This is a genomic window from Hydrogenophaga borbori, from assembly GCF_003417535.1.
GTDB lineage: Bacteria > Pseudomonadota > Gammaproteobacteria > Burkholderiales > Burkholderiaceae_C > Hydrogenophaga > Hydrogenophaga borbori.
Genome location: NZ_QVLS01000007.1, coordinates 52388 through 77415 on the forward strand (window position 1 = coordinate 52388; position 25028 = coordinate 77415).

30 protein-coding genes and 1 tRNA gene are annotated in these 25028 nt (G+C 69.4%); 21 read left to right on the plus strand and 10 right to left on the minus strand.

What is annotated here, in order from left to right; all coding sequences use genetic code 11:
• The first annotated feature begins 3 nt into the window (after positions 1-3).
• Entirely contained in the window at positions 4-672 is a 669-nt protein-coding gene (locus DY262_RS12500) for a c-type cytochrome (RefSeq protein WP_116959368.1), read from the plus strand.
• Positions 673-726: 54 nt separating this feature from the next.
• On the opposite strand, the gene DY262_RS12505 is transcribed toward DY262_RS12500, so the two are convergent.
• Complete coding sequence (locus DY262_RS12505) at positions 727-1161, minus strand: DUF1841 family protein (protein ID WP_116959370.1); 435 nt, start codon at positions 1159-1161, stop codon at positions 727-729.
• A 20-nt stretch (positions 1162-1181) separates the two neighbouring features.
• Entirely contained in the window at positions 1182-1820 is a 639-nt protein-coding gene (locus DY262_RS12510) for a trimeric intracellular cation channel family protein (RefSeq protein WP_116959372.1), read from the minus strand.
• Positions 1821-1836: 16 nt separating this feature from the next.
• On the opposite strand from DY262_RS12510, the gene DY262_RS12515 reads away from it, so the two are divergent.
• From DY262_RS12515 to DY262_RS12525, 3 genes are read left to right on the plus strand one after another with little or no spacing between them, the layout of a single operon-like run.
• Positions 1837-2601 carry a sulfite exporter TauE/SafE family protein gene (locus DY262_RS12515; protein ID WP_070397359.1) on the plus strand — a complete coding sequence of 255 codons (765 nt, stop codon included), beginning with the start codon at positions 1837-1839 and terminating at the stop codon, positions 2599-2601.
• A gap of 53 nt (positions 2602-2654) precedes the next feature.
• Positions 2655-3263 carry a ParA family protein gene (locus tag DY262_RS12520; protein ID WP_116959374.1) on the plus strand — a complete coding sequence of 203 codons (609 nt, stop codon included), beginning with the start codon at positions 2655-2657 and terminating at the stop codon, positions 3261-3263.
• A gap of 59 nt (positions 3264-3322) precedes the next feature.
• On the plus strand, positions 3323-3778 hold the full coding sequence (locus DY262_RS12525; RefSeq protein WP_116959376.1) for a MaoC family dehydratase: 456 nt from the start codon (positions 3323-3325) through the stop codon (positions 3776-3778).
• A 9-nt stretch (positions 3779-3787) separates the two neighbouring features.
• Here the strand turns inward: DY262_RS12525 and DY262_RS12530 are convergent, their stop codons facing one another.
• The 3 genes from DY262_RS12530 to DY262_RS12540 all read right to left on the minus strand — a co-directional run bounded on the left by DY262_RS12530 (position 3788) and on the right by DY262_RS12540 (position 5308).
• A complete protein-coding gene (locus DY262_RS12530) occupies positions 3788-4189 on the minus strand; it encodes a hypothetical protein (RefSeq protein WP_139146913.1) in 402 nt (133 codons plus the stop codon).
• A 65-nt stretch (positions 4190-4254) separates the two neighbouring features.
• The gene (gene trmL / locus DY262_RS12535; protein ID WP_116959379.1) at positions 4255-4728 is read right to left on the minus strand and encodes a tRNA (uridine(34)/cytosine(34)/5-carboxymethylaminomethyluridine(34)-2'-O)-methyltransferase TrmL; all 474 of its coding nucleotides are present in this window, start codon (positions 4726-4728) and stop codon (positions 4255-4257) included.
• A gap of 28 nt (positions 4729-4756) precedes the next feature.
• Positions 4757-5308: a ComF family protein gene (locus DY262_RS12540; RefSeq protein WP_322469355.1), complete on the minus strand. Its 552-nt coding sequence runs from the start codon at positions 5306-5308 to the stop codon at positions 4757-4759.
• Between the two features lie 237 nt (positions 5309-5545).
• Here DY262_RS12540 and DY262_RS12545 point away from each other — a divergent pair, with 237 nt between their 5' ends.
• The 7 genes from DY262_RS12545 to DY262_RS12570 all read left to right on the plus strand — a co-directional run bounded on the left by DY262_RS12545 (position 5546) and on the right by DY262_RS12570 (position 11448).
• The gene (locus DY262_RS12545; protein WP_147326228.1) at positions 5546-6451 is read left to right on the plus strand and encodes a class I SAM-dependent methyltransferase; all 906 of its coding nucleotides are present in this window, start codon (positions 5546-5548) and stop codon (positions 6449-6451) included.
• Between the two features lie 264 nt (positions 6452-6715).
• Entirely contained in the window at positions 6716-7888 is a 1173-nt protein-coding gene (gene coxB, locus DY262_RS12550) for a cytochrome c oxidase subunit II (RefSeq protein WP_116959618.1), read from the plus strand.
• Positions 7889-7928: 40 nt separating this feature from the next.
• Complete coding sequence (gene ctaD, locus DY262_RS12555) at positions 7929-9548, plus strand: cytochrome c oxidase subunit I (RefSeq protein ID WP_070397366.1); 1620 nt, start codon at positions 7929-7931, stop codon at positions 9546-9548.
• A gap of 19 nt (positions 9549-9567) precedes the next feature.
• On the plus strand, positions 9568-9678 hold the full coding sequence (locus DY262_RS21900) for a cytochrome oxidase small assembly protein (RefSeq protein ID WP_220377561.1): 111 nt from the start codon (positions 9568-9570) through the stop codon (positions 9676-9678).
• Between the two features lie 13 nt (positions 9679-9691).
• Positions 9692-10294 (plus strand): cytochrome c oxidase assembly protein, encoded by a 603-nt coding sequence (locus tag DY262_RS12560; RefSeq protein WP_116959385.1) that lies wholly within the window; start codon positions 9692-9694, stop codon positions 10292-10294.
• Between the two features lie 35 nt (positions 10295-10329).
• Positions 10330-10500 (plus strand): DUF2970 domain-containing protein, encoded by a 171-nt coding sequence (locus DY262_RS12565; protein WP_322469353.1) that lies wholly within the window; start codon positions 10330-10332, stop codon positions 10498-10500.
• Positions 10501-10566: 66 nt separating this feature from the next.
• The gene (locus DY262_RS12570) at positions 10567-11448 is read left to right on the plus strand and encodes a cytochrome c oxidase subunit 3 (protein ID WP_116959387.1); all 882 of its coding nucleotides are present in this window, start codon (positions 10567-10569) and stop codon (positions 11446-11448) included.
• 76 nt (positions 11449-11524) lie between these two features.
• Here the strand turns inward: DY262_RS12570 and DY262_RS12575 are convergent, their stop codons facing one another.
• Positions 11525-11770 (minus strand): twin transmembrane helix small protein, encoded by a 246-nt coding sequence (locus DY262_RS12575; protein ID WP_416186969.1) that lies wholly within the window; start codon positions 11768-11770, stop codon positions 11525-11527.
• 54 nt (positions 11771-11824) lie between these two features.
• On the opposite strand from DY262_RS12575, the gene DY262_RS12580 reads away from it, so the two are divergent.
• The 5 genes from DY262_RS12580 to DY262_RS12600 are packed head-to-tail and all read left to right on the plus strand — an operon-like array spanning position 11825 to position 15859.
• Entirely contained in the window at positions 11825-12562 is a 738-nt protein-coding gene (locus tag DY262_RS12580) for an SURF1 family protein (protein WP_116959389.1), read from the plus strand.
• Entirely contained in the window at positions 12543-13241 is a 699-nt protein-coding gene (locus tag DY262_RS12585) for an SCO family protein (protein WP_116959391.1), read from the plus strand. The genes DY262_RS12580 and DY262_RS12585 overlap by 20 nt, the downstream gene beginning before the upstream one ends.
• Positions 13242-13245: 4 nt before the next feature.
• The gene (locus DY262_RS12590; protein WP_116959393.1) at positions 13246-14367 is read left to right on the plus strand and encodes a COX15/CtaA family protein; all 1122 of its coding nucleotides are present in this window, start codon (positions 13246-13248) and stop codon (positions 14365-14367) included.
• An 8-nt stretch (positions 14368-14375) separates the two neighbouring features.
• A complete protein-coding gene (gene cyoE / locus DY262_RS12595) occupies positions 14376-15266 on the plus strand; it encodes a heme o synthase (RefSeq protein WP_425459295.1) in 891 nt (296 codons plus the stop codon).
• Positions 15260-15859, plus strand: a complete 600-nt coding sequence (locus tag DY262_RS12600; protein ID WP_116959397.1) for an SCO family protein — start codon at positions 15260-15262, stop codon at positions 15857-15859. Before cyoE ends, DY262_RS12600 begins: the two co-directional genes overlap by 7 nt.
• 66 nt (positions 15860-15925) lie before the next feature.
• Here the strand turns inward: DY262_RS12600 and DY262_RS12605 are convergent, their stop codons facing one another.
• Together DY262_RS12605 and DY262_RS12610 are read right to left on the minus strand one after the other, a co-directional pair.
• Positions 15926-16888 (minus strand): Bug family tripartite tricarboxylate transporter substrate binding protein, encoded by a 963-nt coding sequence (locus DY262_RS12605; protein WP_116959399.1) that lies wholly within the window; start codon positions 16886-16888, stop codon positions 15926-15928.
• Between the two features lie 27 nt (positions 16889-16915).
• Positions 16916-17947: a CDP-6-deoxy-delta-3,4-glucoseen reductase gene (locus tag DY262_RS12610; protein ID WP_116959401.1), complete on the minus strand. Its 1032-nt coding sequence runs from the start codon at positions 17945-17947 to the stop codon at positions 16916-16918.
• An 88-nt stretch (positions 17948-18035) separates the two neighbouring features.
• Here DY262_RS12610 and DY262_RS12615 point away from each other — a divergent pair, with 88 nt between their 5' ends.
• Positions 18036-18956, plus strand: a complete 921-nt coding sequence (locus DY262_RS12615) for an NAD-dependent epimerase/dehydratase family protein (protein ID WP_116959403.1) — start codon at positions 18036-18038, stop codon at positions 18954-18956.
• 61 nt (positions 18957-19017) lie between these two features.
• On the opposite strand, the gene DY262_RS12620 is transcribed toward DY262_RS12615, so the two are convergent.
• Positions 19018-19102 (minus strand) — tRNA-Leu (locus tag DY262_RS12620).
• 35 nt (positions 19103-19137) lie between these two features.
• Between DY262_RS12620 and cysM the strand changes: the two genes are divergently transcribed.
• From cysM to DY262_RS12640, 4 genes are all read left to right on the plus strand, one after another.
• Entirely contained in the window at positions 19138-20040 is a 903-nt protein-coding gene (cysM, locus tag DY262_RS12625; RefSeq protein ID WP_116959404.1) for a cysteine synthase CysM, read from the plus strand.
• Between the two features lie 108 nt (positions 20041-20148).
• On the plus strand, positions 20149-20688 hold the full coding sequence (locus DY262_RS12630) for an NUDIX hydrolase (protein ID WP_116959406.1): 540 nt from the start codon (positions 20149-20151) through the stop codon (positions 20686-20688).
• Between the two features lie 36 nt (positions 20689-20724).
• Positions 20725-20952: a sulfurtransferase TusA family protein gene (locus tag DY262_RS12635; protein WP_116959620.1), complete on the plus strand. Its 228-nt coding sequence runs from the start codon at positions 20725-20727 to the stop codon at positions 20950-20952.
• 11 nt (positions 20953-20963) lie between these two features.
• Positions 20964-22010, plus strand: coding sequence for an NAD(P)-dependent oxidoreductase (locus DY262_RS12640; RefSeq protein WP_245980971.1), 1047 nt, complete (start codon positions 20964-20966; stop codon positions 22008-22010).
• 81 nt (positions 22011-22091) lie between these two features.
• On the opposite strand, the gene DY262_RS12645 is transcribed toward DY262_RS12640, so the two are convergent.
• Positions 22092-24971: a valine--tRNA ligase gene (locus DY262_RS12645; protein WP_116959411.1), complete on the minus strand. Its 2880-nt coding sequence runs from the start codon at positions 24969-24971 to the stop codon at positions 22092-22094.
• Positions 24972-25028 lie beyond the last annotated feature (57 nt).

Here is a 25028-nt window from a genome sequence, read left to right on the forward strand (position 1 = left end):
AAAATGACCCCACTGCTGAAACCGATCGCCCGTACCCTTGTCGCCGCTGCGACGCTGTTTGTCGCTGCCGCATCGGCCCAGGCGCAGGGCGTCACCGGTGACGTCGAAGCCGGCCACAAGAAGGCCGAGATGTGCATCGGCTGCCACGGCATCCCCGGCTACCAGAACAGCTTCCCCGAAATCCACAAGGTGCCCAAGATCTCGGGCCAGGGTGCGCCGTACATCGTGGCGGCCCTCAAGGCCTACCAGAAGGGCGACCGCAAGCACCCGTCCATGCGCGGCATCGCCGGTTCGCTGAGTGAGCAGGACATGGCCGATCTCGCGGCCTTCTATGCTGGCCAGGCCGGCCCCGCCGCGCCGGAGACCCCGGCCGCCGCGAGCGCCGAGGTCGCCGCGCTGCTGCAGAAGGGCGCCTGCGTCTCCTGCCACGGTGTCAACTTCAGCAAGCCCATCGACCCGAGCTACCCCAAGATCGGCGGCCAGCACCCCGACTACCTGTTCGTGGCGCTCAAGTCGTACACCGTCGAGGGCAACAAGCTGATCGGCCGCAGCAACGGCATCATGGCCGGCATCGCCAAGCAGTACACCCCGGCCGAGATGCGCGCCATCTCCAAGTACCTGAGCACTGTGCAGGGCGAGCTGCAGACCGTGCCGCAGTCGCGCTTCCGCTGAGCACGCGACGGGCATCAGAAAAAAGGCCGCTCACCGAGCGGCCTTTTTGTTGGTTCAGTCCAGTGTCGCCCGCCGGCGCACGGCGTCGATGTAGGCCTGGCCGTCGGGCGGGCGGCCGGCGCGCTGGCTTTCCCAGAGCATGGCGCCCAGGCACTCCATCACCTCATGGTGGGCGGTGTGCAGGTCGCCCCGGCGCGCGGTGAGCAGTTCCACGGCCTGGCGGATGCCCGGCGGCTGGTCGATGCTGGACTGCTCGCTGATCGACAGGTGCATGGACAGGTGCAGGAAAGGGTTCTCGCGCGCCGCGTCGGGCTGGCTCAGCCGCGCCACGGCGGCCTCGGCGTCGGCCAGATCGCCGTGGTATTCGGGGTGCTCGGCGATCCACTGGGCGGCGAGCCGCTCCAGCGCGTCCATGGGCTGGGCGTCGCGCAGCTTGGCGTAGGCGCCGCAGAAGAAGCGGCGCACGTCGGCTTGGGAAGGGTTGAACATGGCGCGATTGTCCCCGGGACTCAAAGCCGCCACTGCGGCAACTGCCAATCGCGCCACAGCGCCAGGCCGCGCAGCCCGGCCGTGACGCCCACGCAGCCCGACAGCGCCAGCCAGCCCGGTGCCGCGATCGCCCACAACCCCACATAGACCCAGCCGCCCACAAAGGCGCAGACCGCGTAGGGCCGGTGGTCGCGAAAAGCGCTGGGGATCTGGTTGCAGACCACGTCGCGCAGCACGCCGCCGGCCACGCCGGTGACGATGCCCATGAGCACGGCCACCAGGGGTGGCATCTCCAGCAGCAGCGCCTGGTGCGCGCCGGTGGCGGCGAACAGGCCCAGGCCCAGGGCGTCGGGCCACTGCATGGCGCGCTCGGTGACCTCGAAGTGCCGCGTGCGCAGGAACAGCATGGCCAGCACGCTCAGGCCCAGCACGCCCCACAGCAGCTCCACGTGGTGCACCCAGAAGAACGGGCGCTGGTCGAGCAGCAGGTCGCGCAGCGTGCCTCCGCCGAAGGCCGCCAGAAACCCGACGACGACCACACCGACCGCGTCGAGCCGCTTGCGCGCGCCCTCCAGGATGCCCGACAGCGCGAACGCCGCGGTGGCGGCCACCTCCACCAGCAGCCTGAGGGTTTCCCCCCACAATGTCACGTTTTGCATCGCCGGATTGTCTTCCGTGTCATCGCTTCCCCTCATCACCGACCCTTTCTTCTATGCCGTGGCCGTGCCGGCCGTGCTGCTGCTGGGCATCAGCAAGAGCGGCTTTGGCGCTGGCTTCGGTTCGCTGGCGGTGCCGCTGATGGCGCTGGCCGTGACGGTGCCGCAGGCCGCGGCCATCCTGATGCCGGTGCTGCTGGTGATGGACCTGCTGGGCATGGCGGCCTTTCGCAAGAACGTGGACCGGCAGCTGCTCAAGTTCCTGTTGCCCTATGGCCTGCTGGGCATCGTGATCGGCACGCTGCTGTTCCGCTGGCTGGAGCCGCGGCTGGTCGCGGGCATCGTGGGCGCCTTCACGCTGCTGTTCCTCGCCCAGCGCCTGCTGTTCCCGCCCCGGCCCGACAGCGCGCCGCCGCCGCGCTGGGTGGGCGCCATCCTCACCGCCACCTCGGGCTTCACCAGCTTCGTGGCGCACGCGGGCGGGCCGCCGATCAACGCCTACGTGATCCCCATGCGCCTGCCGCCGCTGCTGTTCACGGGCACCATGGCCTTCTTCTTTTTCTTCGTGAACATGGCCAAGTGGGTGCCCTACGCCTGGCTGGGGCTGATCGACCTGCGCAACATGGCCACCTCGCTGGTGCTGCTGCCGCTGGCGCCGGTGGGGGTGTGGATCGGGGTGCGCATCGCGCACCGCATCCGGCCGGTGCTGTTCTACCGCCTCATCTACACCGGCATGTTCCTCACGGGCTGCAAACTGGTCTGGGACGGGCTCGGGCTAACATAGGCTTACCTGTGCCAGTACCGGCCGCCCCAGGGGGCCGAACTCAAGGAGACGACATGCCGATCGTGGTGGTTGCGAATCCGAAGGGGGGCGTCGGCAAGACCACGCTGTCGACCAATGTGGCCGGCTACTACGCCAGCCGCGGCCATACCGTCATGCTGGGCGACGTGGACCGCCAGCAGTCATCGGCGCTGTGGCTGCGCCTGCGGCCACCCACGGCGCGCCCTATCCACACCTGGGAGGTGTCGCACGACCAGATCGCGCGCCCGCCAAAAGAGGCCACGCACGTGGTGCTGGACACGCCCGCCGGCCTGCACGGCAAGCGCTTCAAGGACGTGCTCAAGCTGGCCAACAAGGTCATCGTGCCGCTGCAGCCCAGCATCTTCGATATCTACGCCACGCGCGATTTCCTCGACGAGCTGACCGAGACGCGGCGCGCCGCCGTGGGCATCGTGGGCATGCGGGTCGATCCGCGAACCATCGCGGCCGACAAGCTGGCCGAGTTCGTGGCCAGCCTGGACCTGCCGGTGCTGGGTTATCTGCGCGACACGCAGAACTACATCCACCTGGCCGCGCGCGGCCTCACGCTGTTCGACGTGGCGCCCTGGCGGGTGGAGAAGGATCTGCAGCAGTGGCAGGGCATCTGCGACTGGCTGGACCGCTGAGGCCGGGGCTTGTCGCGCGCCCGACATCCGATCGCGGCCCGGATTTGTAGAGTGCGCCAATGCGCACATTCGACACCCTCGAGGAATTCGATGCGCTGGTGGGCCGGGCCGTGGTCACCAGCGACTGGGTCACCATCACCCAGGAGCGGGTGAACCGCTTCGCCGACGCCACCGGCGACCAGCAGTGGATCCACGTCGATGTGGAGCGGGCCAGGGCCGGTCCTTTCGGCGCGCCCATCGCGCACGGTTTTCTCACGCTGTCGCTGCTGCCGGTGTTTTTCGAGTCCGCGATGAGCGTGCGCGCCTCGCGCATGGGCGTGAACTACGGGCTGAACCGGGTGCGCTTCACCGCCCCGGTGCCGGTGGGCAGCCGCCTGCGCGCGCACATGGCGCTGCAGGCCTGCGAGCCGATCGACAACGGCGGGCGCCAGATGACCTGGGCGGTCACGGTGGAGCGGGAAGGCAGCGAGAAGCCGGTGTGCCTGGCCGAGTCGCTGGTGCGCCACTATCCCTGAGCGCAGGGCTCAGCGGATGCGGGCGAGCTGCTTGGGGTCCAGCCAGTCTTCGAACAGCTGGCGCAGGGCGTCGATGCGCGCGGCGGCCACGTGCTGGCTGTGTCGCTGGGCGATGAGCTGGAAGGCGTCGTTGCGCAGCAGCCAGAGCTCCTGAGGGCTGCGTGCCTGCTCGATCTGGCGGCGCAGGCGCAGGGCCGGCACGGAGTGCACGCAGTCCTCGATGGTGGCCAGCAGGCGCTGGCGGATGGCGACGATGTCCCGCAAGTGCGGCGTGCGCGGCTGGGGTTGGGGGTGCACCACGCCGATCCATCGGGCGATGCGCGCGATCACCGGGTGTCCCTGCGGCCCGCGGTCCCGGCGCGGACCGGTGGCGGGCAGCCGGTGGTGGCGGGGGTTGATCGTGGTCTCCATGGCGCGCATGGTGGATCAGTTGCCACAAATGGGGGATGTTTCAGGGGGAGCTCGCGTGATATGGATCACGCAACCCCGCCTTGGAAGCCGTTTTGGCGCCAGGCTTCGAACACGGCGACGGCCACCGCGTTGGACAGGTTGAGGCTGCGCTGGCCCGCCCGCATGGGCAGGCGCAGCCATCGCTCGGGGGCGATGTCCGCCCGGACCGCCTCGGGCAGGCCGCTCGATTCCGCCCCGAACACCAGCCAGTCGCCCGCCCGCCACGCGGTGTCGTGCACGCCGCGCTGGCCGCGCGTGGTCAGCGCGAACAGGCGCTCGGGATCGGGTCGCTCGGCTTGCAGGAAGGCCCCCCAGCCGGCGTGGCGACGCACCTCGGCGTACTCGTGGTAGTCCAGTCCGGCGCGCCGCATCAGCTTGTCGTCCATGGAAAAGCCCAGGGGCTCGATCAGGTGCAGCGCGCAGCCGGTGTTGGCGCACAGGCGGATCACGTTGCCCGTGTTGGGCGGGATTTCGGGGTGGACCAGGACGACATTGAACATGGTGGGGCGCGCATGATAGTGGCGCGCCTCAGTCCGCGCGCTCGTGCGGTGCCGGGGTGCGGGCGAAGACCAGGGCGTCGACGCGCGCGGCGCCCGCCGCCAGCAGGGCCTGGGCGGCGGCGTCCAGGGTGGCGCCGGTGGTGACCACGTCGTCCACCAGCAGCAGCCGGGCGCCGCGCAGTCGCGGCAGGTCTTTGGCCGGCACCGCGAACGCGCCGCGGAGGTTGCGCAGGCGTTCTTCGCGGGCCAGGCGGTGCTGGGCGGGACCGTCGCTCAGGCGCATCAGCGCGTCCGGCCGCAGTGCGCCTGGGCGCCGTGGCACGAGGGCCCGGGCCAGCGCCCAGGGCGGGTGGTGGCCGCGTTCGGCCAGGCGCCCGGGGGTCAGCGGCAAGGGCACGATGCCGTCGGCCGCGTCGAGCAGGGCGTCGGCGCCGGGCGCGGCCCGCATCAGGCCGGCGAAGGTCCGGGCCCAGGCGGTCTCGCCGTGGAACTTGAAGCGCGCGATCAGCCGGTCCCAGGGAAAGGCATAGTCCACCGCGGCCACGCAGGCGCCGAGCACGGGATCGACGGCCCGCGCCATGCAGGGGCAGAGGGACGGGTCGGTGGCGGGGGCGGCGCAGCGCGGGCAGCGGGGGCGCGCCGGCGCGAAGCGCTGGCGGCAGGCCTCGCACAGCGGCCAGGCCGGCCACCGGCCGCACACATGGCATTGGCTGGGCCATGACCCACCGGGTGTCCATACGGCGAAGCGGCGCATGCGGGCTCAATATACTGAGCGCTCCCTCCCGATACCGGGGCCGGTTCGCACCGGCTCGCCGCCTTGAACCCATCCCCCTCCGACGCTGCCGACGCCGTGCCCGGCCTCGATGCCGTGGCCTGCGCCCGCTGGCAGGGTCTGCCGCGCACCGACAGCCCCTGGCTGCACGAGGAAGTGGGCGGGCGCATGGCCGATCGCCTGCAGTGGTTCCGCGAGCCGCCCACGAGCTGGCTGCACTGGGAGCCCGTGCTCGGCGGCCTGAAGGCGCACGCGCGGCTGCGCGCGGCGCTGCCCCGCGCCGAGTGGCAGGTGTGGTCGCGCGACATGGCGCGCGCCGCCGCGGCCACCCGGGAGCCCGCACCCCGGTCCTGGAACCCGCTGCGCCCGCGCTGGGTGGAGCCCCGAGCCGCCGACCCGCAGCGACCGGTGCAGATGCTCTGGGCCAATATGGGCCTGCACGCCGAGCCCCAGCCGCAGCGCCTGATCGCGCGCTGGCATTCGCACATCGCCACCGGCGGCTTCCTGATGTTCGCCTGCCTGGGCCCGGACAGCCTGAACGAGCTGCGCGCGGTCTGGGCGGCCGAGGGCTGGCCCGCGCCCGCGCACGCCTTCACCGACATGCACGACTGGGGCGACATGCTGGTGCATGGTGGCTTCGCCGAGCCGGTCATGGACATGGAGCGACTCGAACTCACCTACGGCAGCGCCGCCAGCCTGGTCGATGAGCTGCGCGGTTTCGGGCGCAACCTCTCGACCGAGCGCTTCGGGGCCTGTCGGGGCCGGGGCTGGCGCGAGCGCCTGTTGGCGGCGATCGAGGCGCGAGGCCCGCGAACCGACGGCGGCCGCCTGCGCCTGACGGTCGAAATCGTCTATGGCCACGCCTTCAAGGCGGCGCCCAAGCCGCCGCGCGGGGACGCCACCGTGCCGCTGGACGCGCTGCGCGAGCAGCTGCGCCAGCGCCGCAGCTGAACCAAACCCGACCAAGGGGTCCCGGCTTGCAGCAGGGGCGCCCTATGGCGGCGGCTACAATCCCGCGGTTTGGGTTCAAGGGCATTTCCCCCTGTGCCGGCGTGCCGCGTCCGGGGGCGCGTTCCTGATTGGCGCGTGAGATGCGACTGCCTTGCACGGCGCGCGAAGCGCTGGCGCAGGCCTGGCAGGTTTTGGTGTAATCGGGGTCGATATCAATCGACACTTATATTTGAGGCGCAACAAGTGAGCAAGACGACAAAGACGCTGCAAGCCCTACGTGCAGCGCGGAACGCGGTGGGACTGGCGCTGCTGAGCGCCGGGGTCTGGACCTCGGCGGCCGCGCAGAAGGTCAACGATCTGCCGGGCGGCCCCGCGGTCAACCAGCTCAACTTCGCCCCGCCGGTCACCAAGATCGCCGAAGAGCAGCACTGGCTGCACTGGTTCATGATGGGCATCTGCGCCGTGATCTTCGTGATCGTCTTTGGCGTCATGTTCTATTCCATCCTCAAGCACCGCAAGTCGGTGGGCCACCAGTCGCAGGCGCTGCCCGAGCCGATCTGGGTGGAGCTGGGCTGGACCATCGTCCCCCTGCTCATCGTCATCGGCATGGCGCTGCCCGCCACCAAGGTGCTGGTGGCACAGAAGGACACCACCAACGCCGACGTGACCATCAAGGCCGTCGGCATGCAGTGGAAGTGGGGCTACGAATACATCAAGGGCGAGGGCGAGGGCATCGGCTTCCTCTCCACGCTGGACACCTCGCACCGCGTGATGTCCAACAGCGGCAAGCCCGAGGCCACCGACGACTACCTGCTCAAGGTCGACAACCCGCTGGTGGTGCCCGTGGGCAAGAAGGTGCGCATCATCACCACCGCCAACGACGTGATCCACGCCTGGATGGTGCCGGCCTTCGGCGTCAAGCAAGACGCCATCCCCGGCTTCGTGCGCGACACCTGGTTCCGCGCCGAGAAAACCGGCGATTTCTACGGTCAGTGCGCCGAGCTGTGCGGCAAGGAACACGCCTACATGCCGATCCACGTGAAGGTGGTGTCGGCCGAGGAATACAGCGCCTGGGTGGGTGAGAAGCACAAGGCCATGGCCGCCGCGGCCGACGACCCGAGCAAGGTCTGGACGCTGACCGACCTGGTCAAGCGCGGCGAATCCGTCTACGCCGCCAACTGCGCGGCCTGCCACCAGGCCAACGGCAAGGGCGCGGGCCCCATCAAGCCGCTCGACGGCTCGGCCGTCGTGCTCGACGCCGACAAGGGCAAGATGACCCACGTGCTGCTCAATGGCCAGAACAACGGCGCCATGCCCGCCTGGAAACAGCTGTCCGACACCGAGCTGGCCGCGGTCATGACCTACGCCAAGAACAGCTGGAGCAACAAGACCGAGCAGATCGTGCAGCCCGCCGAAGTGCAGGCCGCGCGCAAGTGACCCGTCCGCGCATCGAGATTGAGAACCTGAGGAACAGACCATGAGTGCAGTGCTTGACCACCACGACGCGCACGGCCACGACCACGACCACCACGCCCCCACGGGCTGGCGCCGCTGGGTGTTTGCCACCAACCACAAGGACATCGGTACCCTGTACCTGCTGTTCTCCTTCACCATGCTGATGATCGGTGGCCTGCTGGCCCTGGGCATCCGCGCCGAGCTGTTCCAGCCCGGCCTGCAGCTGGTGAACCCCGAGCTGTTCAACCAGCTCACCACCATGCACGGCCTGATCATGGTGTTCGGCGCCATCATGCCGGCCTTCGTGGGCTTCGCGAACTGGATGATCCCGCTGCAGATCGGGGCCTCCGACATGGCCTTCGCGCGGATGAACAACCTGAGCTTCTGGCTGCTCATTCCGGCGGCCCTGATGCTCGTGGGCTCGTTCTTCATGCCCGGCGGCGCGCCCGCCGCGGGCTGGACGCTCTACGCGCCGCTCACGCTGCAGATGGGCCCCTCGATGGACGCCGGCATCTTCGCCATGCACATCATGGGCGCCTCGTCGATCATGGGCTCGATCAACATCATCGTGACCATCCTGAACATGCGCGCGCCCGGCATGACGCTGATGAAGATGCCCATGTTCTGCTGGACCTGGCTCATCACCGCCTACCTGCTGATCGCCGTGATGCCCGTGCTGGCCGGCGCCATCACCATGACGCTGACCGACCGTCACTTCGGCACCAGCTTCTTCAACCCCGCCGGCGGCGGCGACCCGGTGATGTACCAGCACATCTTCTGGTTCTTCGGCCACCCCGAGGTCTACATCATGATCCTGCCGGCCTTCGGCATCGTGAGCCAGGTCGTGCCCGCTTTCGCGCGCAAGAAGCTGTTCGGCTACGCCTCCATGGTGTACGCCACCGGCTCGATCGCCATCCTGTCCTTCGTCGTGTGGGCGCACCACATGTTCACCACCGGCATGCCGGTGACGGGCCAGCTCTTCTTCATGTACTCCACGATGCTGATCGCCGTGCCCACGGGCGTGAAGATCTTCAACTGGGTCGCGACCATGTGGAAAGGCTCGATGACCTTCGAGACCCCGATGCTGTGGGCCGTGGGCTTCATCTTCGTGTTCACCGTGGGCGGCTTCACCGGCCTGATCCTGTCGGTCGCGCCGATTGACATCCAGATGCAGGACACCTACTACGTGGTGGCGCACTTCCACTATGTGCTGGTGGCCGGTTCGCTGTTCGCCATGTTCTCCGGCCTCTACTACTGGCTGCCCAAGTGGACGGGCGTGATGTACAGCGAGACCCGCGGCAAGATCCACTTCTGGTGGTCGATGATCTCGTTCAACATCACCTTCTTCCCGATGCACTTCCTGGGTCTGGCCGGCATGCCCCGCCGCTACGCCGACTACCCCATGCAGTTCGCCGACTTCAACATGATTGCGTCCATCGGCGCTTTCGGCTTCGGTTTCGCGCAGGTGTACTTCTTCCTCGCCGTGGTGCTGCCTGCCATGCGCGGCCAGGGCGAGAAGGCCCCTCAGAAGCCCTGGGACGCGGCCGAAGGCCTGGAATGGGAAGTGCCCTCGCCGGCGCCTTTCCACACCTTCGAGAACCCGCCCAAGCTCGATGCCACCGCCACCAAGGTGATCGGCTGAACGCCTCGCACGCCACGCCATGACGCCTGAACAGAAAAAGAGCAACGCGCGCCTGGGCCTGATCCTGGCCTCGGTGGCCGTGGTCTTCTTCCTCGGCTTCGTGGCCAAGATGGTGCTGCTGGGCGGCTGAGCGGAGCGTGTCGATGGGTCTGCGCCAGGAAAACCTCAAGATCGTGGGCAAGCTCTGCGTGATCGCGCTGGGCATGTTCGCGTTCGGCTACGCGCTGGTGCCGATCTACCGCCACATCTGCGAGGCCCTGGGCATCAACGTGCTGGCGGTGTCGGAGACGCGCATTCCCGGCGCGGCCCAGTTGCCCGCCAATACGCAGGTGGATCGCAGCCGCACCATCACCGTCGAGTTCGACACCAATGTGCGCGGCCCCTGGAATTTCAAACCCGCCGTGCGTTCGCTCCAGGTCCACCCGGGTGAACTCACCACGGTGCTGTACGAGTTCCAGAACATCCAGAACCGCACCATGGCCGCGCAGGCCATCCCGAGTTACGCGCCCAAGCAGGCGGCTGCCTTTTTCAACAAGCTCGAGTGCTTCTGCTTCACGCAGTACACGCTTGCGCCTGGCGAGAAGAAGGAGTGGCCAGTGGCCTTCGTGATCGACCCGCGCCTGTCCAAGGACGTCACCACCATCACGTTGTCGTACACCTTCTTCGAGGTGGGCGGCAAGACACCACCGGCGCCCGATGCGGCCGCCCTGGCGCCCGACGCCAAGGCGCAGCAGGGGGGCGCGTGAACCGCATGGCCACGCCGCCGCAGTCCGGGTCCCTGATGAGCACTGTCAAGGCGGTGCTCTGGGGTTTTCTGGGCCTGCGCCAGCGCGGCGAGTACGAGAAGGACATCAAGCGCCTCAACCCGCTGCACCTGGTGGCGGTGGGCCTGGTGATGGCCTTCATCTTCGTCGGCGCGCTCATCGCGCTGGTGAATTGGGTCGCCGGATGAGGGCGGCGACCCGCGCAGACTATTCATTGACATCGACACAGCGATAGCACAACAGGAGTGAGCAGCATGTCCGCAGCATCCCATGGCTCGACGCCGTACTACTTCGTCCCCGGACCGTCGCGTCATCCGGTCATGGCCGCCATCGGCCTTTTCTTCGTGATCCTGGGCGCTGCCCAATGGGTCAACGGCCACGGCTGGGGTGCGTACGCGCTCGCCTTCGGCCTGGCCTTCTGGCTGTTCGTGCTGTTCCAGTGGTTCCGCGACGCCGTGCACGAGAGCGAGACCGGCATGTACGGCCGCAAGATCGACCTCTCGTTCCGCTGGAGCATGAGCTGGTTCATCTTCTCCGAGGTGATGTTCTTCGGTGCCTTCTTCACCGCTCTGTGGTGGGCGCGCGCGCACTCGGTGCCCAACCTCGGCAGCATCGAGAACGCGCTGATCTGGCCCGACTTCTCGGCCGTGTGGCCCAGCCTGCAGGCCGGCGCCACCGCGTCGCCGGGCAACATCGTCGAGCCCTTCCAGACCGTGGGCCCGTTCTGGCTGCCCACCATCAACACGGCCCTGCTGCTCACCTCGGGTGTCACGCTGACCATCGCCCACCACGCGCTGCAGGCCGGCCAACGCGCCAAGACCATCGGCTTCATGTGGATCACCGTGCTGCTGGGCTTCGTCTTCCTGCTGGTGCAGGGCTACGAATACGCGCACGCCTACGCCGACCTGAACCTCAAGCTCAGCTCGGGCATCTTCGGCTCCACCTTCTTCATGCTCACCGGCTTCCACGGTTTCCACGTGTTCGTGGGCATGCTCATGCTGCTGTTCATCACGCTGCGTCTGCACAAGGGCCACTTCACCGCCGAGCGCCACTTCGGCTTCGAAGGTGCGGCCTGGTACTGGCACTTCGTGGACGTGGTCTGGCTGGGCCTGTACATCCTCGTCTACTGGATGTAATGCCCGCCCCGGGACGTTCGCCCCATGAAAAAAGCGCCGCGAGGCGCTTTTTTCTTTCGGTGCCGGCGCGCCGGGCTCAGCGTTGCACGGGCAGGCCGGTCGGTTGGATCCAGCCCATGAAATACGCCACCAGCACCAGCACGAACAGCAGCACGGAAAAGCCCACGCGAAAGGCCAGGGCGCGCGCCATCTGTCGCTTGCGCGGGGCCTCGCCCTCGCTGCCGTCGTGCACGCCGCCGCGCATCATGAACACCAGCGCCGCGGCCAGGCTGCCGATGATGGCCACGAAAGCCACGATCACCACGTATTTCATGGCCCGCATTATCCGGGGCCGGCCGCGCGCCGCTGTCGGACAAGGCCGCGCGGAGGACGGGCGATGAGCCGCGCGCGATTCCTGGTCGTCACCGTGGCCACGGCGCTCACCATGGCCGCGACCGCGTCGCTGGGTCTCTGGCAGCTCGACCGCGCGCGGCAGAAGACCGCGCTGCAGGCCGCCATCCTGTCGCGCGCCGAGCTGCCCGCCTGGGACAACGCCGCGCTGCTGGCGCAGACCGACCCCTCCGCCGGCCTGTACCGGCCGGTGCGCCTGCGAGGCCAATGGATCGCGCGCCACAACGTGTTCCTGGACAACCGCCAGATGGACGGCCGCGTGGGCTTCTTCCTGGTCACGCCGCTGCGCCTGAGCGGCAGCGAGCGCGTGGTGCTGGTGCAGCGCGGCTGGGTGCCGCGCGACTTCCACGACCGCGCGCGCGTGCCCGACGTCGACACCCCCGCGGGCGAGGTGACCGTGCAGGGCCGCTTGGCCCCGCCGCCCGGGCGCCTTTACCAGTTCGGCGAGGCCGGCACCGGGGCCATCCGGCAAAATATCGACCCCGCTGCCTACCGCCTGGAAACCGGGCTGGCGCTGCTGGACCCCTCGGTTCAGCAAACGGGCGACGACGAGGGCCCGCTGCGCCGCCAATGGCCGCTGCCGGCCGTCGACGTGAGCAAACACCACGGCTACGCCTTCCAGTGGTTCGCCCTGTGCACCCTGGTCGCTGGCCTTTACCTCTGGTTCCAGATCATTCAACCCCGCCGCCAACGCGCCCGCCTCCATGGCCCAGACGCCCGATGAACCCCTGACGCTGACGGTGCACAGCCTGCCCACGCCCGACCGCGGCGACGCCGAGCGCGCCGCCGCCACACGCACCGGCCGCTGGAAGATGCTGGCCATCCTGCTGGTCTGCGCCTCGCCCGTCATCGCTTCGTACCTCACCTACTACGTGATCCGGCCGGAGGGCCGCCGCAACTACGGCGAACTCATCGCGGCGCAGCCCTTGCTGCCGGCGATCAGCGGCACCGACGCCCAGGGCCGCTCCGTGCCCCTGAGCGCGCTGGAAGGCCAGTGGCTGCTGGTCAGCGTGGCCGACAGCGCCTGCGACGCCGCCTGCGAGAAGCACCTGTACCTGCAGCGCCAGCTGCGTGAGACCCTGGGCCGCGAGAAAGACCGCCTCGACTGGGTCTGGCTGCGCACCGGCGCCAGCGAGCTGCGCGAGCCGCTGAAAGCCGCGACGGCCGCTGCCACCGTGCTGCACGTCGACGCCGCTGCGCTGGCGCAGTGGCTGCAGCCCGCGCCCGGCCATCGCCTGGAAGACCACCTCTACGTGGTCGACCCGCTGGGCCACTGGATGCTGCGCTTCCCGGCCGACATCGACCCCACACGCGCCAAGCGCGACCTCGACCGCCTGCTGCGCGCCTCCTCGGCCTGGGACCAGCCCGGCCGCGGCGCCAACGGCGAACACCACGGCGGCTGATCGCATGGACGCCCCGTCTTCCCTGGTGGACCTCGCGCCGCTCACGCGCATGATGCTGCTGGGCATCGCGATCGCGTTCGGCCCGCTGGTCTGGATCGGCCTCAAGCACCGCCAGGCCAGCCCCGCGCAGCGCCTGCGCGTGCTGACCCTGGTCACGCTCTTCCTCACCTTCGACCTGGTGCTGTTCGGCGCCTTCACGCGCCTCACCGATTCCGGCCTGGGCTGTCCCGACTGGCCCGGCTGCTACGGCGCGGCCAGCCCGCTCGGCGCGCACGCCGACATCTCGGCCGCGCAGTCGGCCATGCCCACCGGCCCGGTCACCTTCTCCAAGGCCTGGATCGAGATGGTCCACCGCTACCTCGCCACCGGCGTGGGCGTGCTGATCATCGTGCTGGCCGTGGGCAGCTGGATCGAGCGCCGGCGCATCCACGTGCACTGGGTCTGGCCGGTGGTCACGCTGGCCTGGGTCTGTCTGCAGGGTGCCTTCGGCGCGTTCACGGTGACCATGAAGCTCTTCCCCGCCATCGTCACCCTGCACCTGCTGGGCGGCCTGGTGCTGCTGGCGCTGCTGCGCGCGCAGGCGGTGGCCTACCGCCTGGGCGAGCCGGGCAGCGCCGGCCCCGCGCCCATCGGCGCGGCGCAGCGCGGCTGGCTGCTGGCCGCCTTCGCGCTGGTGTGGCTGCAGATCGCGCTGGGTGGCTGGGTCAGCACCAACTACGCCGTGCTCGCCTGCCGCGATTTCCCCACCTGCCAGGGCAGCTGGTGGCCCGCCATGAACCTGCGCGAGGGCTTCACGCTCTGGCGCGAGCTGGGGGCCAACCACGCGGGCGAGGCCATCACCTTCCCGGCGCTCACCGCCATCCACTACGTGCACCGCCTCATGGCCTACGCCGTGTTCGCGCTGTTGCTGGCGCTGGCCTGGGCGCTGTGGCGCGTGCCGGGACTCCAGCGCTTCGCGCGCGTGCTCGTGGCCCTGTGCGCCTGGCAGTTCCTCACCGGTCTCAGCAACGTCGTGCTCGGCTGGCCGCTGCTGGCCGCCGTGGGGCACACCGGCGGCGCCGCTGCGCTGGTGATCGCGTTCACGGGCGCCGTGGCCGCCACGCGCCGCGCGGAGGTTGTCCAGTGAACACAGAAGTGCATCCCTTGCCCCTGCCGTCGACCTGGCGCCAGTTCCACGCGCTGACCAAGCCGCGCGTGATCCAGCTGATCGTGTTCTGCGCGCTCATCGGCATGGTGCTCGCCGTGCCCGGCCTGCCGAGCTGGCCGCAGGTGCGTCTCGCGGCCATCGCCTGTTTGGGCATCTGGCTGGTGGCCGGCGCGGCGGCGGCCTTCAACTGCGTGGTCGAGCAGCACATCGACGCGAAGATGAAGCGCACCGCCTGGCGCCCCACGGCCAAGGGCGAGCTCACCAACTGGCAGACGCTCACGTTCTCGGCCGCGCTGTGTGCGGTCGGCTCGGCCATCCTCTGGTTCTGGGTCAACCCGCTCACCATGTGGCTGACCTTCGCCACCTTCGTGGGCTACGCGGTGATCTACACCGTCATCCTCAAGCCACTCACGCCGCAGAACATCGTGATCGGCGGGGCATCGGGCGCCATGCCGCCGGTGCTGGGCTGGGCGGCCATGACGGGCACCGTCGCGCCGGAGGCGCTGGTGCTCTTTCTCATCATCTTCCTCTGGACGCCGCCGCACTTCTGGGCGCTGGCGCTCTACCGCGTGGAGGACTACCGCAAGTCCGGCCTGCCGATGCTGCCGGTGACGCACGGTTCCGAGTTCACGCGCCTGCAGATCCTGCTCTACACCTTCGTGCTGCTGGCGGCCACGCTGCTGCCCTTCATGCTGCGCATGAGCGGCTGGTTCTACCTGGCGAGTGCGCTCGCGCTCGGCCTGGGCTTTTGCGGCTACGCCTTCGCGCTGTGGCGGAACTATTCCGACGCCCTGGCTCGAAAGACTTTCCGCTTCTCGCTCATCCACCTGTCGCTGCTCTTCGCGGCGCTGCTCATCGACCACTACCTGCCATGGTGAAGACCACCGTCTCCCGCCGCCGCCTGATGGCCGCTGGCGCCGCTTCCCTGTTGCTGGCCGCGTGCTCCGAGTCGCCGCCGGCGTTCAAAGGGATCGACATCACCGGCGCCGACTACGCCACCGGCTTCTCGCTCACCGACCACAACGGCCAGAAGCGCACGCTGGCCGATTTCAAGGGCAAGGTGGTGGTGATCTTCTTCGGCTTCACGCAATGCCCCGACGTGTGCCCCACCTCGATGACCGAGATGGCCGAGGCCAAGCGCCTGCTGGGGGCCGACGGCGATCGCTTCCAGGGTCTGTTCATCAGCGTGGACCCCGAGCGCGACACGCCCGAGGTGATGAGGCAGTACGTGACCCAGTTCGACCCGAGCTTCCTCGCGCTGTACGCAGCGCCCGGCGAGCTGGAGGCCGTGGCCAAGAGCTTCAAGGTCTACTACAAGAAGGTCGAGGGCAAGACGCCCACGAGCTACACCATGGACCACTCGGCGGGCAGCTACGTGTACGACACGACGGGACGCATCCGCCTCTACAACCGCTACAACAGCGGCGCGCAGTCGCTGGCCGACGATGTGAAGCTGCTGCTCAAGGGCTGAGCAAGCACCGGCCACGCAAAAAAACAGGGCGCCCGAGGGCGCCCTTGTCGCGTGTGGCGTTCGAATTCAGTCCACCTTGGCCCCGCTGAGCTTGACCAAGCGCTCGTACTTGGCGCGCTCGCGGGCCATGAACTCGCCGAAGGCCTGGGGTGTGCTGGGCGCCGGCTCGGCCATCAGCGCCGCGAACTTGCCCTTCACGTCCGGCGACTGCAGGGCCTTGGTGAAGGCGGCGTTGAGCTGCGACACCACGTCGGCTGGCGTGCCGGCCGGGGCCACCAGGCCCCACCAGGTGTCGATCTCGAAGCCGGGCAGGGTCTCGGCCACGGTGGGCACCTCGGGCATCACGCCGCTGCGCTGCGCGGTGGTGACGGCCAGGGCCTTGAGCTTGCCCGCGCGGATGTTGGCCGCCGCGGTGGCGAGGTTGTCGAAGTTGAAGTCGACCTGGCCCGACAGCAGCCCCAGCTGCGCCGGGTTGCCGCCGTTGTAGGGAATGTGCACCGCGAACACACCGGCCTGGTTCTTGAACAGCTCGCCCGCCAGGTGGCCGGCGCTGCCGTTGCCGCCCGAGCCATAGTTGAGCTTGCCCGGGTTGGCCTTGCCGTAGCGGATGAGGTCGCGCACGCTCTGGATGTTCAGGCGCTGCGCGGTCTCGGCGTTCATGACCAGCACGTTGGGCACGCGCAGCATCTGCGTGACGGGCGCGAAATCCTTCGCCGGGTCGTAGGGCAGCTGCTTGAACAGCCAGGGGTTGATGCCGTGCGAGGCCGTGGTGGCGATGCCCAGGGTCAGGCCGTCGGGTGCGGCCTTGGCGACCTGGCTCACGCCGATGTTGCCGCCGGCGCCGGGTCGGTTCTCGATGATCACCGTGCCCAGCGAGTCCTTCACCGCGTCGGCCAGGACACGCGCCGTCACGTCGATCGGCCCACCGGCCGCGAAGGGCACCACGATGCGCGTGGTGCGGGCCTGTGCCCAGGCGGGCAGCGCGAGCGCGGTGGCGGTGAGGGCGATGGCTTGGCGGCGGGAAATCATGCGGTGTCTCCTAAGGGGTGGGGGTGTTCAGACCTTGTCCGCGGCGGAAGTGAAGGCGTCGGCGTAGAAGCACTCCTCGGGCAGGCCGGCCTGCGCCACGTAGTCGCGCTTGGCCGATTCGACCACGATGGGCGCGCCGCAGGCGTAGACCTCGAAGCCGCTGAGGTCGGCGTGGTCTTCCAGCACGGCGCGGTGCACGAAGCCTGTGCGGCCGGTCCAGCCGTCCTCGGGCTGGGCGTCGGACACCACGGGCACGTACTTGAGGTTCGGCATGGCGGCCAGCTGTTCTTCGATCCAGGCGCTCTGGTACAGGTCGGCCGGGCGGCGGCCGCCCCAGTACAGGGTGGCGGGGCGCTGGATGCCCTTGAAGCGCATGTGCTCGACGATGGCCTTGATGGGGGCGAAGCCCGTGCCGGAGGCGAGCAGCACCATGGGCTTGTCGCTGTCCTCGCGCAGGAAGAAGCTGCCGAAGGGGCCTTCGATGCGCAGGATGTCCTTCTCCTTCATGGTGGAGAAGACCTGGTCGGTGAACTTGCCGCCGGGCATGTGGCGCAGGTGCAGCTCCAGCCCGGGCGCCTCGGCCTGCGTGTGCGGCGCGTTGGCCATGGAGTAGCTGCGGCGGTCGCCGTCGCGCAGGATGAACTCCACGTACTGGCCCGCGCGGTACTGGAAGGTGTCGCTGGCGGGCAGCTGCAGGCGCACCACCATCACGTCGTGCGAGGCGCGCGTGAGGCTGTTGACGCGCGCGGGCATCTTCTTGATGGGGAAGGCGCCGAGTTCGGTGACCTGGCGCGACTCCAGCACCACGTCGCTGTGGGCCACGCCGCAGCAGGTGAGCACGTAGCCCGCGGCCTCCTCGTCGGCCGACAGGGCCTTGGCCTGGTGCGGCCCGTGCACCACGGTGCCCGACACGAGCTTGCACTTGCAGGAGCCGCAGGCGCCGTCCTTGCAGCCATAGGGCAGGCCGATGCCCTGGCGGATGCCGGCGGCCAGCATGGCTTCGTCGGGGTTGGCGGTGAAGGCGCGCCCGCTGGGCTGCACCGTGATCGTGAATGTCATACTCGCCGTCTTCTTTCTGTCGAGGGGCGCGCTCCGGTGGCGCGCTCCGTTCCAAGCAACCGCGCATTGTCGCAAAAACCCGTTTTGCATGAGTTTCCTTGGGGCCTTGCCCGCGCGCTTCCGGCGTGAACGGGTACTGATCGTGGGCTGTGGCGACGTCGGCCTGCGAGCGGCCGGCGCCTTGGGCGCCGGTCGGCGCGCGCGCCTGCTGGCGCTCACCTCCAGCCCCGAGCGCGTGCCCGGCCTGCGCGCGGCGGGCCTGGTGCCTTTGCGGGGCGACCTGGACGATGCGCGCAGCCTGCGCCGCCTGGCCGGCCTGGCCACGCGCGTGCTGCACCTGGCGCCGCCGCCTTCGCAGGACATGGCCGACTGGCGCATCGACCCGCGCACGCGCGCCCTGGTGCACGCGCTCGCGCAGCGCACGCCGCCGCTGGCGCTGGTCTACGGCTCCACCACCGGCGTCTATGGCGACCGCGGCGGCGCCTGGACCAGCGAGTCGCAGCCTGCGCGGCCGCGCACCCCGCGCGCGGCGCGCCGCGTGGACGCGGAGGACCGCGTGCGCTGGCTGGGCCGCGCCCTGGGCGTGCGCGCCAGCGTGCTGCGCATCCCGGGCATCTACGCCAACGACCGCGAGGGCGGCACGCCGCGCGAGCGGCTGCAGCGCGGCACGCCCGTGCTGCGCGCCGAGGACGACGTCTACACGAGCCACATCCACGCCGACGACCTGGCGCGGGCCTGCGCGCTGGCGCTGTGGCGCGGCCGCGCGCAGCGCGTGGTCAACGTGGTGGACGACAGCGAACTCAAGATGGGCGACTACTTCGACCTCGCGGCCGATCTCTATGGCCTGCCACGCCCGCCCCGCGTGCCGCGCGACACGGCGCAGGACCAGTTGCCGCTGATGCTGCTGAGCTTCATGAGCGAATCGCGCCGCCTGCGCAACCAGCGCCTAAAGTTCGAGCTGGGGCTGCGGCTGCGCTACCCCACCGTGGCCGACGGCCTGCGCGGCTGAGGCCGGCGAGCGGCCAACAAAAAGCCCGCGTGGAGCGGGCTGGTTGCGGGGCTTGCTCTGGTGGTGCCGAAGGCCGGACTCGAACCGGCACGCCTTGCGGCGGCGGATTTTGAATCCGCTGCGTCTACCGATTTCGCCACTTCGGCCCGAGCAAGGGCGCGGATTATGGCACAGTGGCGCCATGCAATACCCCACCATCGAAGACGCCGTCGGCCGCACGCCGCTGGTGGCGCTGCAGCGCATCGGCGCGGCGGACAACGGCCCGCGCGGCAACGTCATCCTGGCCAAACTGGAAGGCAACAACCCGGCCGGTTCGGTGAAGGACCGGCCTGCGTTGTCCATGATCCGGCGCGCCGAGGAGCGCGGCGACATCAAGCCCGGCGACACCCTGATCGAGGCCACGTCCGGCAACACCGGCATCGCGCTGGCCATGGCGGCGGCCATCAAGGGTTACCGCATGGTGCTCATCATGCCGGAGGACCTGTCCATCGAACGCGCCCAGACCATGAAGGCCTTCGGCGCCGAGCTGATCCTCACGCCCAAGAGCGGCGGCATGGAGTCCGCGCGCGACCTGGCCGACAAGATGCAGGCCGATGGCAAGGGCCGGGTGCTCGACCAGTTCGCCAACCCCGACAACCCGCGCATCCACTACGAGACCACCGGCCCCGAGCTGTGGGAGCAGACGGGCGGGCGCATCACCCACTTCGTGAGTGCCATGGGCACCACCGGCACCATCACCGGCGTCTCGCGCTTTCTCAAGGAAAAGAACCCGGCCGTGCGCATCGTCGGCGCCCAGCCCAGCGAGGGCTCACGCATCCCCGGCATTCGCAAATGGCCGCAGGAATACCTGCCGAAGATCTACGACCCCAAGGCGGTCGACGAGATGATCTACGTCTCGCAGGCCGACGCCGAGGACATGGCCCGGCGCATGGCGCGCGAGGAAGGCATCTTCGGCGGCATCTCCGCCGCCGGCGCGCTCTGGACGGCCCTGCAGGTGTCGCGCCAGGTCGAGAACGCCACCATCGTGTTCGTGGTCTGCGACCGTGGCGACCGCTACCTGTCCACCGGCGTCTTTCCCGCCTGACATGAAACACCCCCGCCGCGTTTCGCACGACCCCCTCGAGGGGGCCATGCCTGAGGTCCGGCAAGACCGGTTCCGCGGCATGCCTGGATCAGGCGCCTGATGGCCCATATGGCTGGCGAGTTTCGGTTCTGTCCGCAATGCGCGGCCGAATTGCAGTTCATCGTCCAGGCCGAGGACGGCGGCGACAAGCGGCGCCTGCGTTGCCCGGCCTGCGGCTACACCCACTGGAACAACCCCACGCCGGTGCTGGCGGCCATCGTCGAGCTCGACGGGCGGGTCCTGCTGGCGCGCAACGCCGCCTGGCCGGGCCGCTTTTTCGGGCTGATCACCGGGTTCATGGAAGCCGGCGAGACGCCGGAGGAGGGCATCCGCCGGGAGATCGCCGAAGAAACCTCGCTGGACACCGAGGCCCTGAGCCTGGTGGCCGTGCACGATTTCCAGCGCATGAACCAGGTCATCATCACCTACCACGCCCGCTGCCGGGGCGAGGTGCGCCTGTCGCCCGAGCTGTCGGAGTACCGGCTGCTGGAGCCGGCGGCGGTGCGCTGTTGGCGCGCGGGTACGGGGCTGGCCCTGGCCCAGTGGCTTATGTCACGGGGCTTCCAGCCGCAATTCCTGGACGACACACCAAAGGCCGACGCGGCCTAAAATGCGCCGTTACCCAGACGGAGCCCTGCCTTCATGATCGCTGCTGACCGAGAACTCGACGCCCGGGGCCTGAACTGCCCGCTGCCCATCCTGAAGGCCAAGAAAGCCCTGGCCGAGATGCACAGCGGCCAGACCCTGAAGGTGGTGGCCACCGACGCCGGCTCGGTGCGCGATTTCCAGGCCTTCGCCAAGCAGACCGGCAACCTGCTCGTCCACCAGGAAACGCTGGGCGGCGATTTCGTGTCGGTGCTGAAACGGCGCTGATGGCCACTCCCATGGACGTCCTGCTCGTCGACCCGCTGGTGCCCGAAGCCCTGGCGTGGCTGCAGGAGCGCCATGACGTGGTCTACCTTCCCGAGTTGGCGGACGACCCCGCCGAACTGCGCCGCGCGCTGGCCGAGGCGCGCGCCGTGGTGCTGCCGCCGCATGTGGTGGTCTCCCAGGAATTCCTCGACCATGCGCCCCACCTCATGATGGTCGCGCGCATGCAGATCTCCAGCGACAACACCGACCTCAACGCTTGCGCGCAGCGCGGCGTGCGGGTGCTGCAGGCGCGCAGCGCCACCGTGCGCTCCAACGCCGAGTACCTGCTGTATGGCCTGCTGATGCTGTACCGGCGGGGCATGGTGAGCGCGCTGCTGGGCCGCAAGCTGGGCCAGGTGCGCATGGGCCGTGAACTGGCGGGCAGCACCGTGGGCCTGCTGGGCCTGGCGCCGGTGGCGCACACCCTGGCGCCCATGCTGCGCAGCCTGGGCGTGCGCGTGCTGGGCTACGACCCGGCCGTGCACCACGCCGCCGAGCTCTGGGGCAAGCTGCACGTGGAGCCCGTGCCCCTGCACGAGCTGCTGGAGCGCGCCGACGCGATCTCGCTGCAAATGGTCTATGCCTCGCGCTTCAAGGGCTGGATCAACGAGCGCCTGCTCAACCACTGCAAGCCCGGCCAGCTCTGGGTGGGCGTGAGCCGCAGCGCGCTGTTCGACCCCGAGGCCCTGGCCCTGGCCCTGTGTGACGGTCGCATCGACGCCTGCCTGCTGGACGGCGCCAACGCCCAGTTCGCCGCGCCCGGTTCGCCGCTCTACGGCATCCCCAACCTGCACCTCACGCCGCGCCTGGGTTCGCACACGCGCGAGGCCAAGCTGCGGGCGAGCTGGTACCTGGCCCACCGCATCCACGAAACCCTGTCGCCCGACGACGCGCGCCGCGAGCCGGGCAGCAGCGATTTCTCCATGCTCGACAGCCTGGGCTTCCCCGAGTCGGGCGACCCGCCGCAGTCGGCCTCACCCTCGCAATGGGCCTCGCTCGCGGCGCTGTCCAGGGACTGACCCCCGCCGCGTGGCGCGCGCGCCCCTGAGAGGGGGCGGTGCCAGCGGCCCCGGCCCAGCCGGTTCCGCGGCACCCCAGGCTCAGCCCAGGCGCGCCAACTGGGCCTTCACCTTCTCCAGCGTGGCGCCGAAGTCGGCCAGGCGCTGTTTTTCCTGCTCGATCACCGCCGCTGGCGCGCGCGCCACGAAGCCCTCGTTGCCCAGCTTGCCCTGGGCCTTGGCGATCTCACCCTGCAGGCGGGCGGCTTCCTTGCCCAGGCGGACCTTCTCGGCCGCGACGTCGATGGCCATGAACAGGCACAGGCGGGCGTCGCCCACCACCGCCACGGGCGCGGCGCCCGCGGCCTGGGCCCAGGCGGCCTCGTCGTCGAACACGCGCACCTCGGCCAGCTTGGCCAGCGACTGCAGCACCGGCGCGGCACCGCGCAGGAAGGCGGCGTCGCCCACGGCGTAGAGCGGCAGGCGCTGGGCCGGTGACACGCCCATCTCGCCGCGCAGCGTGCGGCAGGCGTCCACCAGCTTCTTCAGGCGCGCCACGTGGGCTTCGGCGGCCTCGTCGATGCGCTCGGGCTGGCTCACCGGGTAGGCGGCCAGCGCCACCGATTCGCCGGCCCGCCCGGCCACCGGCGCCACCTTCTGCCACAGCTCTTCGGTGATGAAGGGAATGATGGGGTGGGCCAGGCGCTGGATCGCCTCCAGCGTGCGGATCAGGGTGCGGCGCGTGGCGCGCTGCTGCGCGGCGTCGCCGGTCTGGATCTGCACCTTGGCGATCTCCAGGTACCAGTCGCAGAACTCGTTCCAGACGAAGTCGTAGATGGCGTTGGCGACGTTGTCCAGGCGGTACTCGGCGAAGCCCTGGGCCACGGTGGCCTCGGTGCGCTGCAGCGTCGAGCTGATCCAGCGGTCGGCCTGGCTGAAGCTGAGGTAGCCGTGGAAGGGCTGCCCGACGGCGCATTCGGCCTTGGTGTGCTCTTCGAGGCCGCAGTCCTGGCCCTCGCAATTCATCAGCACGAAGCGCGTGGCGTTCCAGAGCTTGTTGCAGAAGTTGCGGTAGCCCTCGCAGCGCTTGCTGTCGAAGTTGATGCTGCGGCCCAGCGAGGCCAGGGCCGCGAAGGTGAAGCGCAACGCGTCGGCGCCGTAGGCGGGAATGCCCTCGGGGAACTCCTTCTCGGTGTCCTTGCGCACGCGCGGCGCGGTCTCGGGCTTGCGCAGGCCGGTGGTGCGCTTGTCCAGCAGCGGCGCCAGGGCGATGCCGTCGATCAGGTCCACCGGGTCGAGCACGTTGCCTTCGCTCTTGCTCATCTTGCGGCCCTGGGCGTCGCGCACCAGGCCGTGGATGTAGACGTGGCGGAACGGCACGCGACCCGTGAAGTGGGTCGTCATCATGATCATGCGCGCGACCCAGAAGAAGATGATGTCGTAGCCCGTCACCAGCACGCTGCTGGGCAGGTAGACGTCGTAGTCTTCGGTGGGGCCGCTCTTCTGGTTCGGCCAGCCCATGGTGCTGAAGGGCACCAGCGCCGACGAGTACCAGGTGTCCAGCACGTCGGGGTCGCGCGTGAGGGTCTTGCCCGGGGCCTGGGCCTGGGCATCGGCCTCGTTGCGCGCCACGTAGACGCGACCGTCCTCGTCGTACCAGGCGGGGATCTGGTGGCCCCACCAGAGCTGGCGGCTGATGCACCAGTCCTGGATGTTCTTCATCCACTGGTCGTAGGTGTTGACCCAGTTCTCGGGCACGAACTTCACCTCGCCCGAGTCGACGGCGTCGATCGCCTTCTGCGCGATGCTCTTGCCGCTGGGGTCCTGCTCGCTGACCTTGGTCATGGCCACGAACCACTGGTCGGTGAGCATGGGCTCCACCACCTGGCCGGTGCGCGCGCAGCGCGGCACCATGAGCTTGTGCTTCTTGGTCTCGACCAGCAGGCCCAGGGCCTCGAGGTCGGCCACCACGGCCTTGCGGGCCTCGAAGCGGTCGAGGCCGCGGTACTTCTCGGGGGCGTTCTGATTGATGGCCGCGTCCAGGGTGAGCACGCCGATCTGAGGCAGGCCGTGGCGCTGGCCGACGGCGTAGTCGTTGTGGTCGTGCGCAGGGGTGACCTTCACCACCCCGGTGCCGAAGGCGGCGTCCACGTAGTCGTCGGCGATCACGGGGATCTCGCGATCGGACAGCGGCAGCCGGACCTTCTTGCCGACGAGGGCGGCGTAGCGCTCATCGCCGGGGTGCACCATGACGGCGCTGTCGCCCAGCATGGTTTCGGGGCGCGTGGTGGCCACCACCACCGAACCGCTGCCGTCGGCCAGGGGGTAGCGGATGTGCCAGAGGAAGCCGTCTTCCTCCTCGCTCTCCACCTCCAGGTCGCTCACCGCCGACTTGAGCACCGGGTCCCAGTTGACCAGGCGCTTGCCGCGGTAGATGAGGCCCTGCTCGTACAGGCGCACGAAGGTCTCGGTCACCACGGCCGAGAGCTCGGGGTCCATGGTGAAGTACTCGCGCGACCAGTCCACGGTGTCGCCCATGCGGCGCATCTGCGTGGTGATGGTGTCGCCGCTCTTTTCCTTCCACTGCCAGACCTTCTGCGTGAAGGCCTCGCGGCCGAGGTCGTGGCGCTTGACGCCCTGTTCCTGCAGCTGGCGCTCGACCACGATCTGGGTGGCGATGCCCGCGTGGTCGGTGCCCGGCACCCACAGCGTGTTCGCGCCCATCATGCGGTGGTAGCGCGTGAGGCTGTCCATGATGGTCTGGTTGAACGCGTGGCCCATGTGCAGGGTGCCGGTCACGTTCGGCGGCGGCAGCTGGATGGAGAAGGCCGGCGCGCCGGCCTGGGCCTCGCCGGTGCCGCGGAACCCGGCCTTTCCTACGCCGCGCTGCTCCCACCAGGGGCCCCAGCGGGCTTCGATGGGGGCGGGTTCGAAGGACTTGGCCAGCGAGGCCAGGCCGGGTTGCTGCACGGTGTCGGTCATGGGGGACGCCAGTAATGGCAACGGCATCCCGTGGGATGCCGTTGGAGATGACGGGGG

What these genes read in the sequence shown, in the direction of transcription:
- DY262_RS12575 (WP_416186969.1), bottom strand. Translation starts at nt 11,770, where the DNA reads ATGCGGGCCATGAAATACGTGGTGATCGTGGCTTTCGTGGCCATCATC.
- DY262_RS12640 (WP_245980971.1), top strand. Translation starts at nt 20,964, where the DNA reads ATGGACGTCCTGCTCGTCGACCCGCTGGTGCCCGAAGCCCTGGCGTGG.
- DY262_RS12530 (WP_139146913.1), bottom strand. Translation starts at nt 4,189, where the DNA reads ATGGAGACCACGATCAACCCCCGCCACCACCGGCTGCCCGCCACCGGT.
- DY262_RS12505 (WP_116959370.1), bottom strand. Translation starts at nt 1,161, where the DNA reads ATGTTCAACCCTTCCCAAGCCGACGTGCGCCGCTTCTTCTGCGGCGCC.
- DY262_RS12520 (WP_116959374.1), top strand. Translation starts at nt 2,655, where the DNA reads ATGCCGATCGTGGTGGTTGCGAATCCGAAGGGGGGCGTCGGCAAGACC.
- DY262_RS12540 (WP_322469355.1), bottom strand. Translation starts at nt 5,308, where the DNA reads ATGGCGCGGGCCGTCGATCCCGTGCTCGGCGCCTGCGTGGCCGCGGTG.
- DY262_RS12580 (WP_116959389.1), top strand. Translation starts at nt 11,825, where the DNA reads ATGAGCCGCGCGCGATTCCTGGTCGTCACCGTGGCCACGGCGCTCACC.
- trmL (WP_116959379.1), bottom strand. Translation starts at nt 4,728, where the DNA reads ATGTTCAATGTCGTCCTGGTCCACCCCGAAATCCCGCCCAACACGGGC.
- ctaD (WP_070397366.1), top strand. Translation starts at nt 7,929, where the DNA reads ATGAGTGCAGTGCTTGACCACCACGACGCGCACGGCCACGACCACGAC.
- DY262_RS12645 (WP_116959411.1), bottom strand. Translation starts at nt 24,971, where the DNA reads ATGACCGACACCGTGCAGCAACCCGGCCTGGCCTCGCTGGCCAAGTCC.
- DY262_RS12510 (WP_116959372.1), bottom strand. Translation starts at nt 1,820, where the DNA reads ATGCAAAACGTGACATTGTGGGGGGAAACCCTCAGGCTGCTGGTGGAG.
- DY262_RS12615 (WP_116959403.1), top strand. Translation starts at nt 18,036, where the DNA reads ATGAGTTTCCTTGGGGCCTTGCCCGCGCGCTTCCGGCGTGAACGGGTA.
- cysM (WP_116959404.1), top strand. Translation starts at nt 19,138, where the DNA reads ATGCAATACCCCACCATCGAAGACGCCGTCGGCCGCACGCCGCTGGTG.
- DY262_RS12630 (WP_116959406.1), top strand. Translation starts at nt 20,149, where the DNA reads ATGGCTGGCGAGTTTCGGTTCTGTCCGCAATGCGCGGCCGAATTGCAG.
- DY262_RS12565 (WP_322469353.1), top strand. Translation starts at nt 10,330, where the DNA reads ATGAGCACTGTCAAGGCGGTGCTCTGGGGTTTTCTGGGCCTGCGCCAG.
- DY262_RS12605 (WP_116959399.1), bottom strand. Translation starts at nt 16,888, where the DNA reads ATGATTTCCCGCCGCCAAGCCATCGCCCTCACCGCCACCGCGCTCGCG.
- DY262_RS12610 (WP_116959401.1), bottom strand. Translation starts at nt 17,947, where the DNA reads ATGACATTCACGATCACGGTGCAGCCCAGCGGGCGCGCCTTCACCGCC.
- DY262_RS21900 (WP_220377561.1), top strand. Translation starts at nt 9,568, where the DNA reads ATGACGCCTGAACAGAAAAAGAGCAACGCGCGCCTGGGCCTGATCCTG.
- DY262_RS12585 (WP_116959391.1), top strand. Translation starts at nt 12,543, where the DNA reads ATGGCCCAGACGCCCGATGAACCCCTGACGCTGACGGTGCACAGCCTG.
- DY262_RS12525 (WP_116959376.1), top strand. Translation starts at nt 3,323, where the DNA reads ATGCGCACATTCGACACCCTCGAGGAATTCGATGCGCTGGTGGGCCGG.
- DY262_RS12500 (WP_116959368.1), top strand. Translation starts at nt 4, where the DNA reads ATGACCCCACTGCTGAAACCGATCGCCCGTACCCTTGTCGCCGCTGCG.
- DY262_RS12590 (WP_116959393.1), top strand. Translation starts at nt 13,246, where the DNA reads ATGGACGCCCCGTCTTCCCTGGTGGACCTCGCGCCGCTCACGCGCATG.
- DY262_RS12570 (WP_116959387.1), top strand. Translation starts at nt 10,567, where the DNA reads ATGTCCGCAGCATCCCATGGCTCGACGCCGTACTACTTCGTCCCCGGA.
- DY262_RS12560 (WP_116959385.1), top strand. Translation starts at nt 9,692, where the DNA reads ATGGGTCTGCGCCAGGAAAACCTCAAGATCGTGGGCAAGCTCTGCGTG.
- DY262_RS12600 (WP_116959397.1), top strand. Translation starts at nt 15,260, where the DNA reads ATGGTGAAGACCACCGTCTCCCGCCGCCGCCTGATGGCCGCTGGCGCC.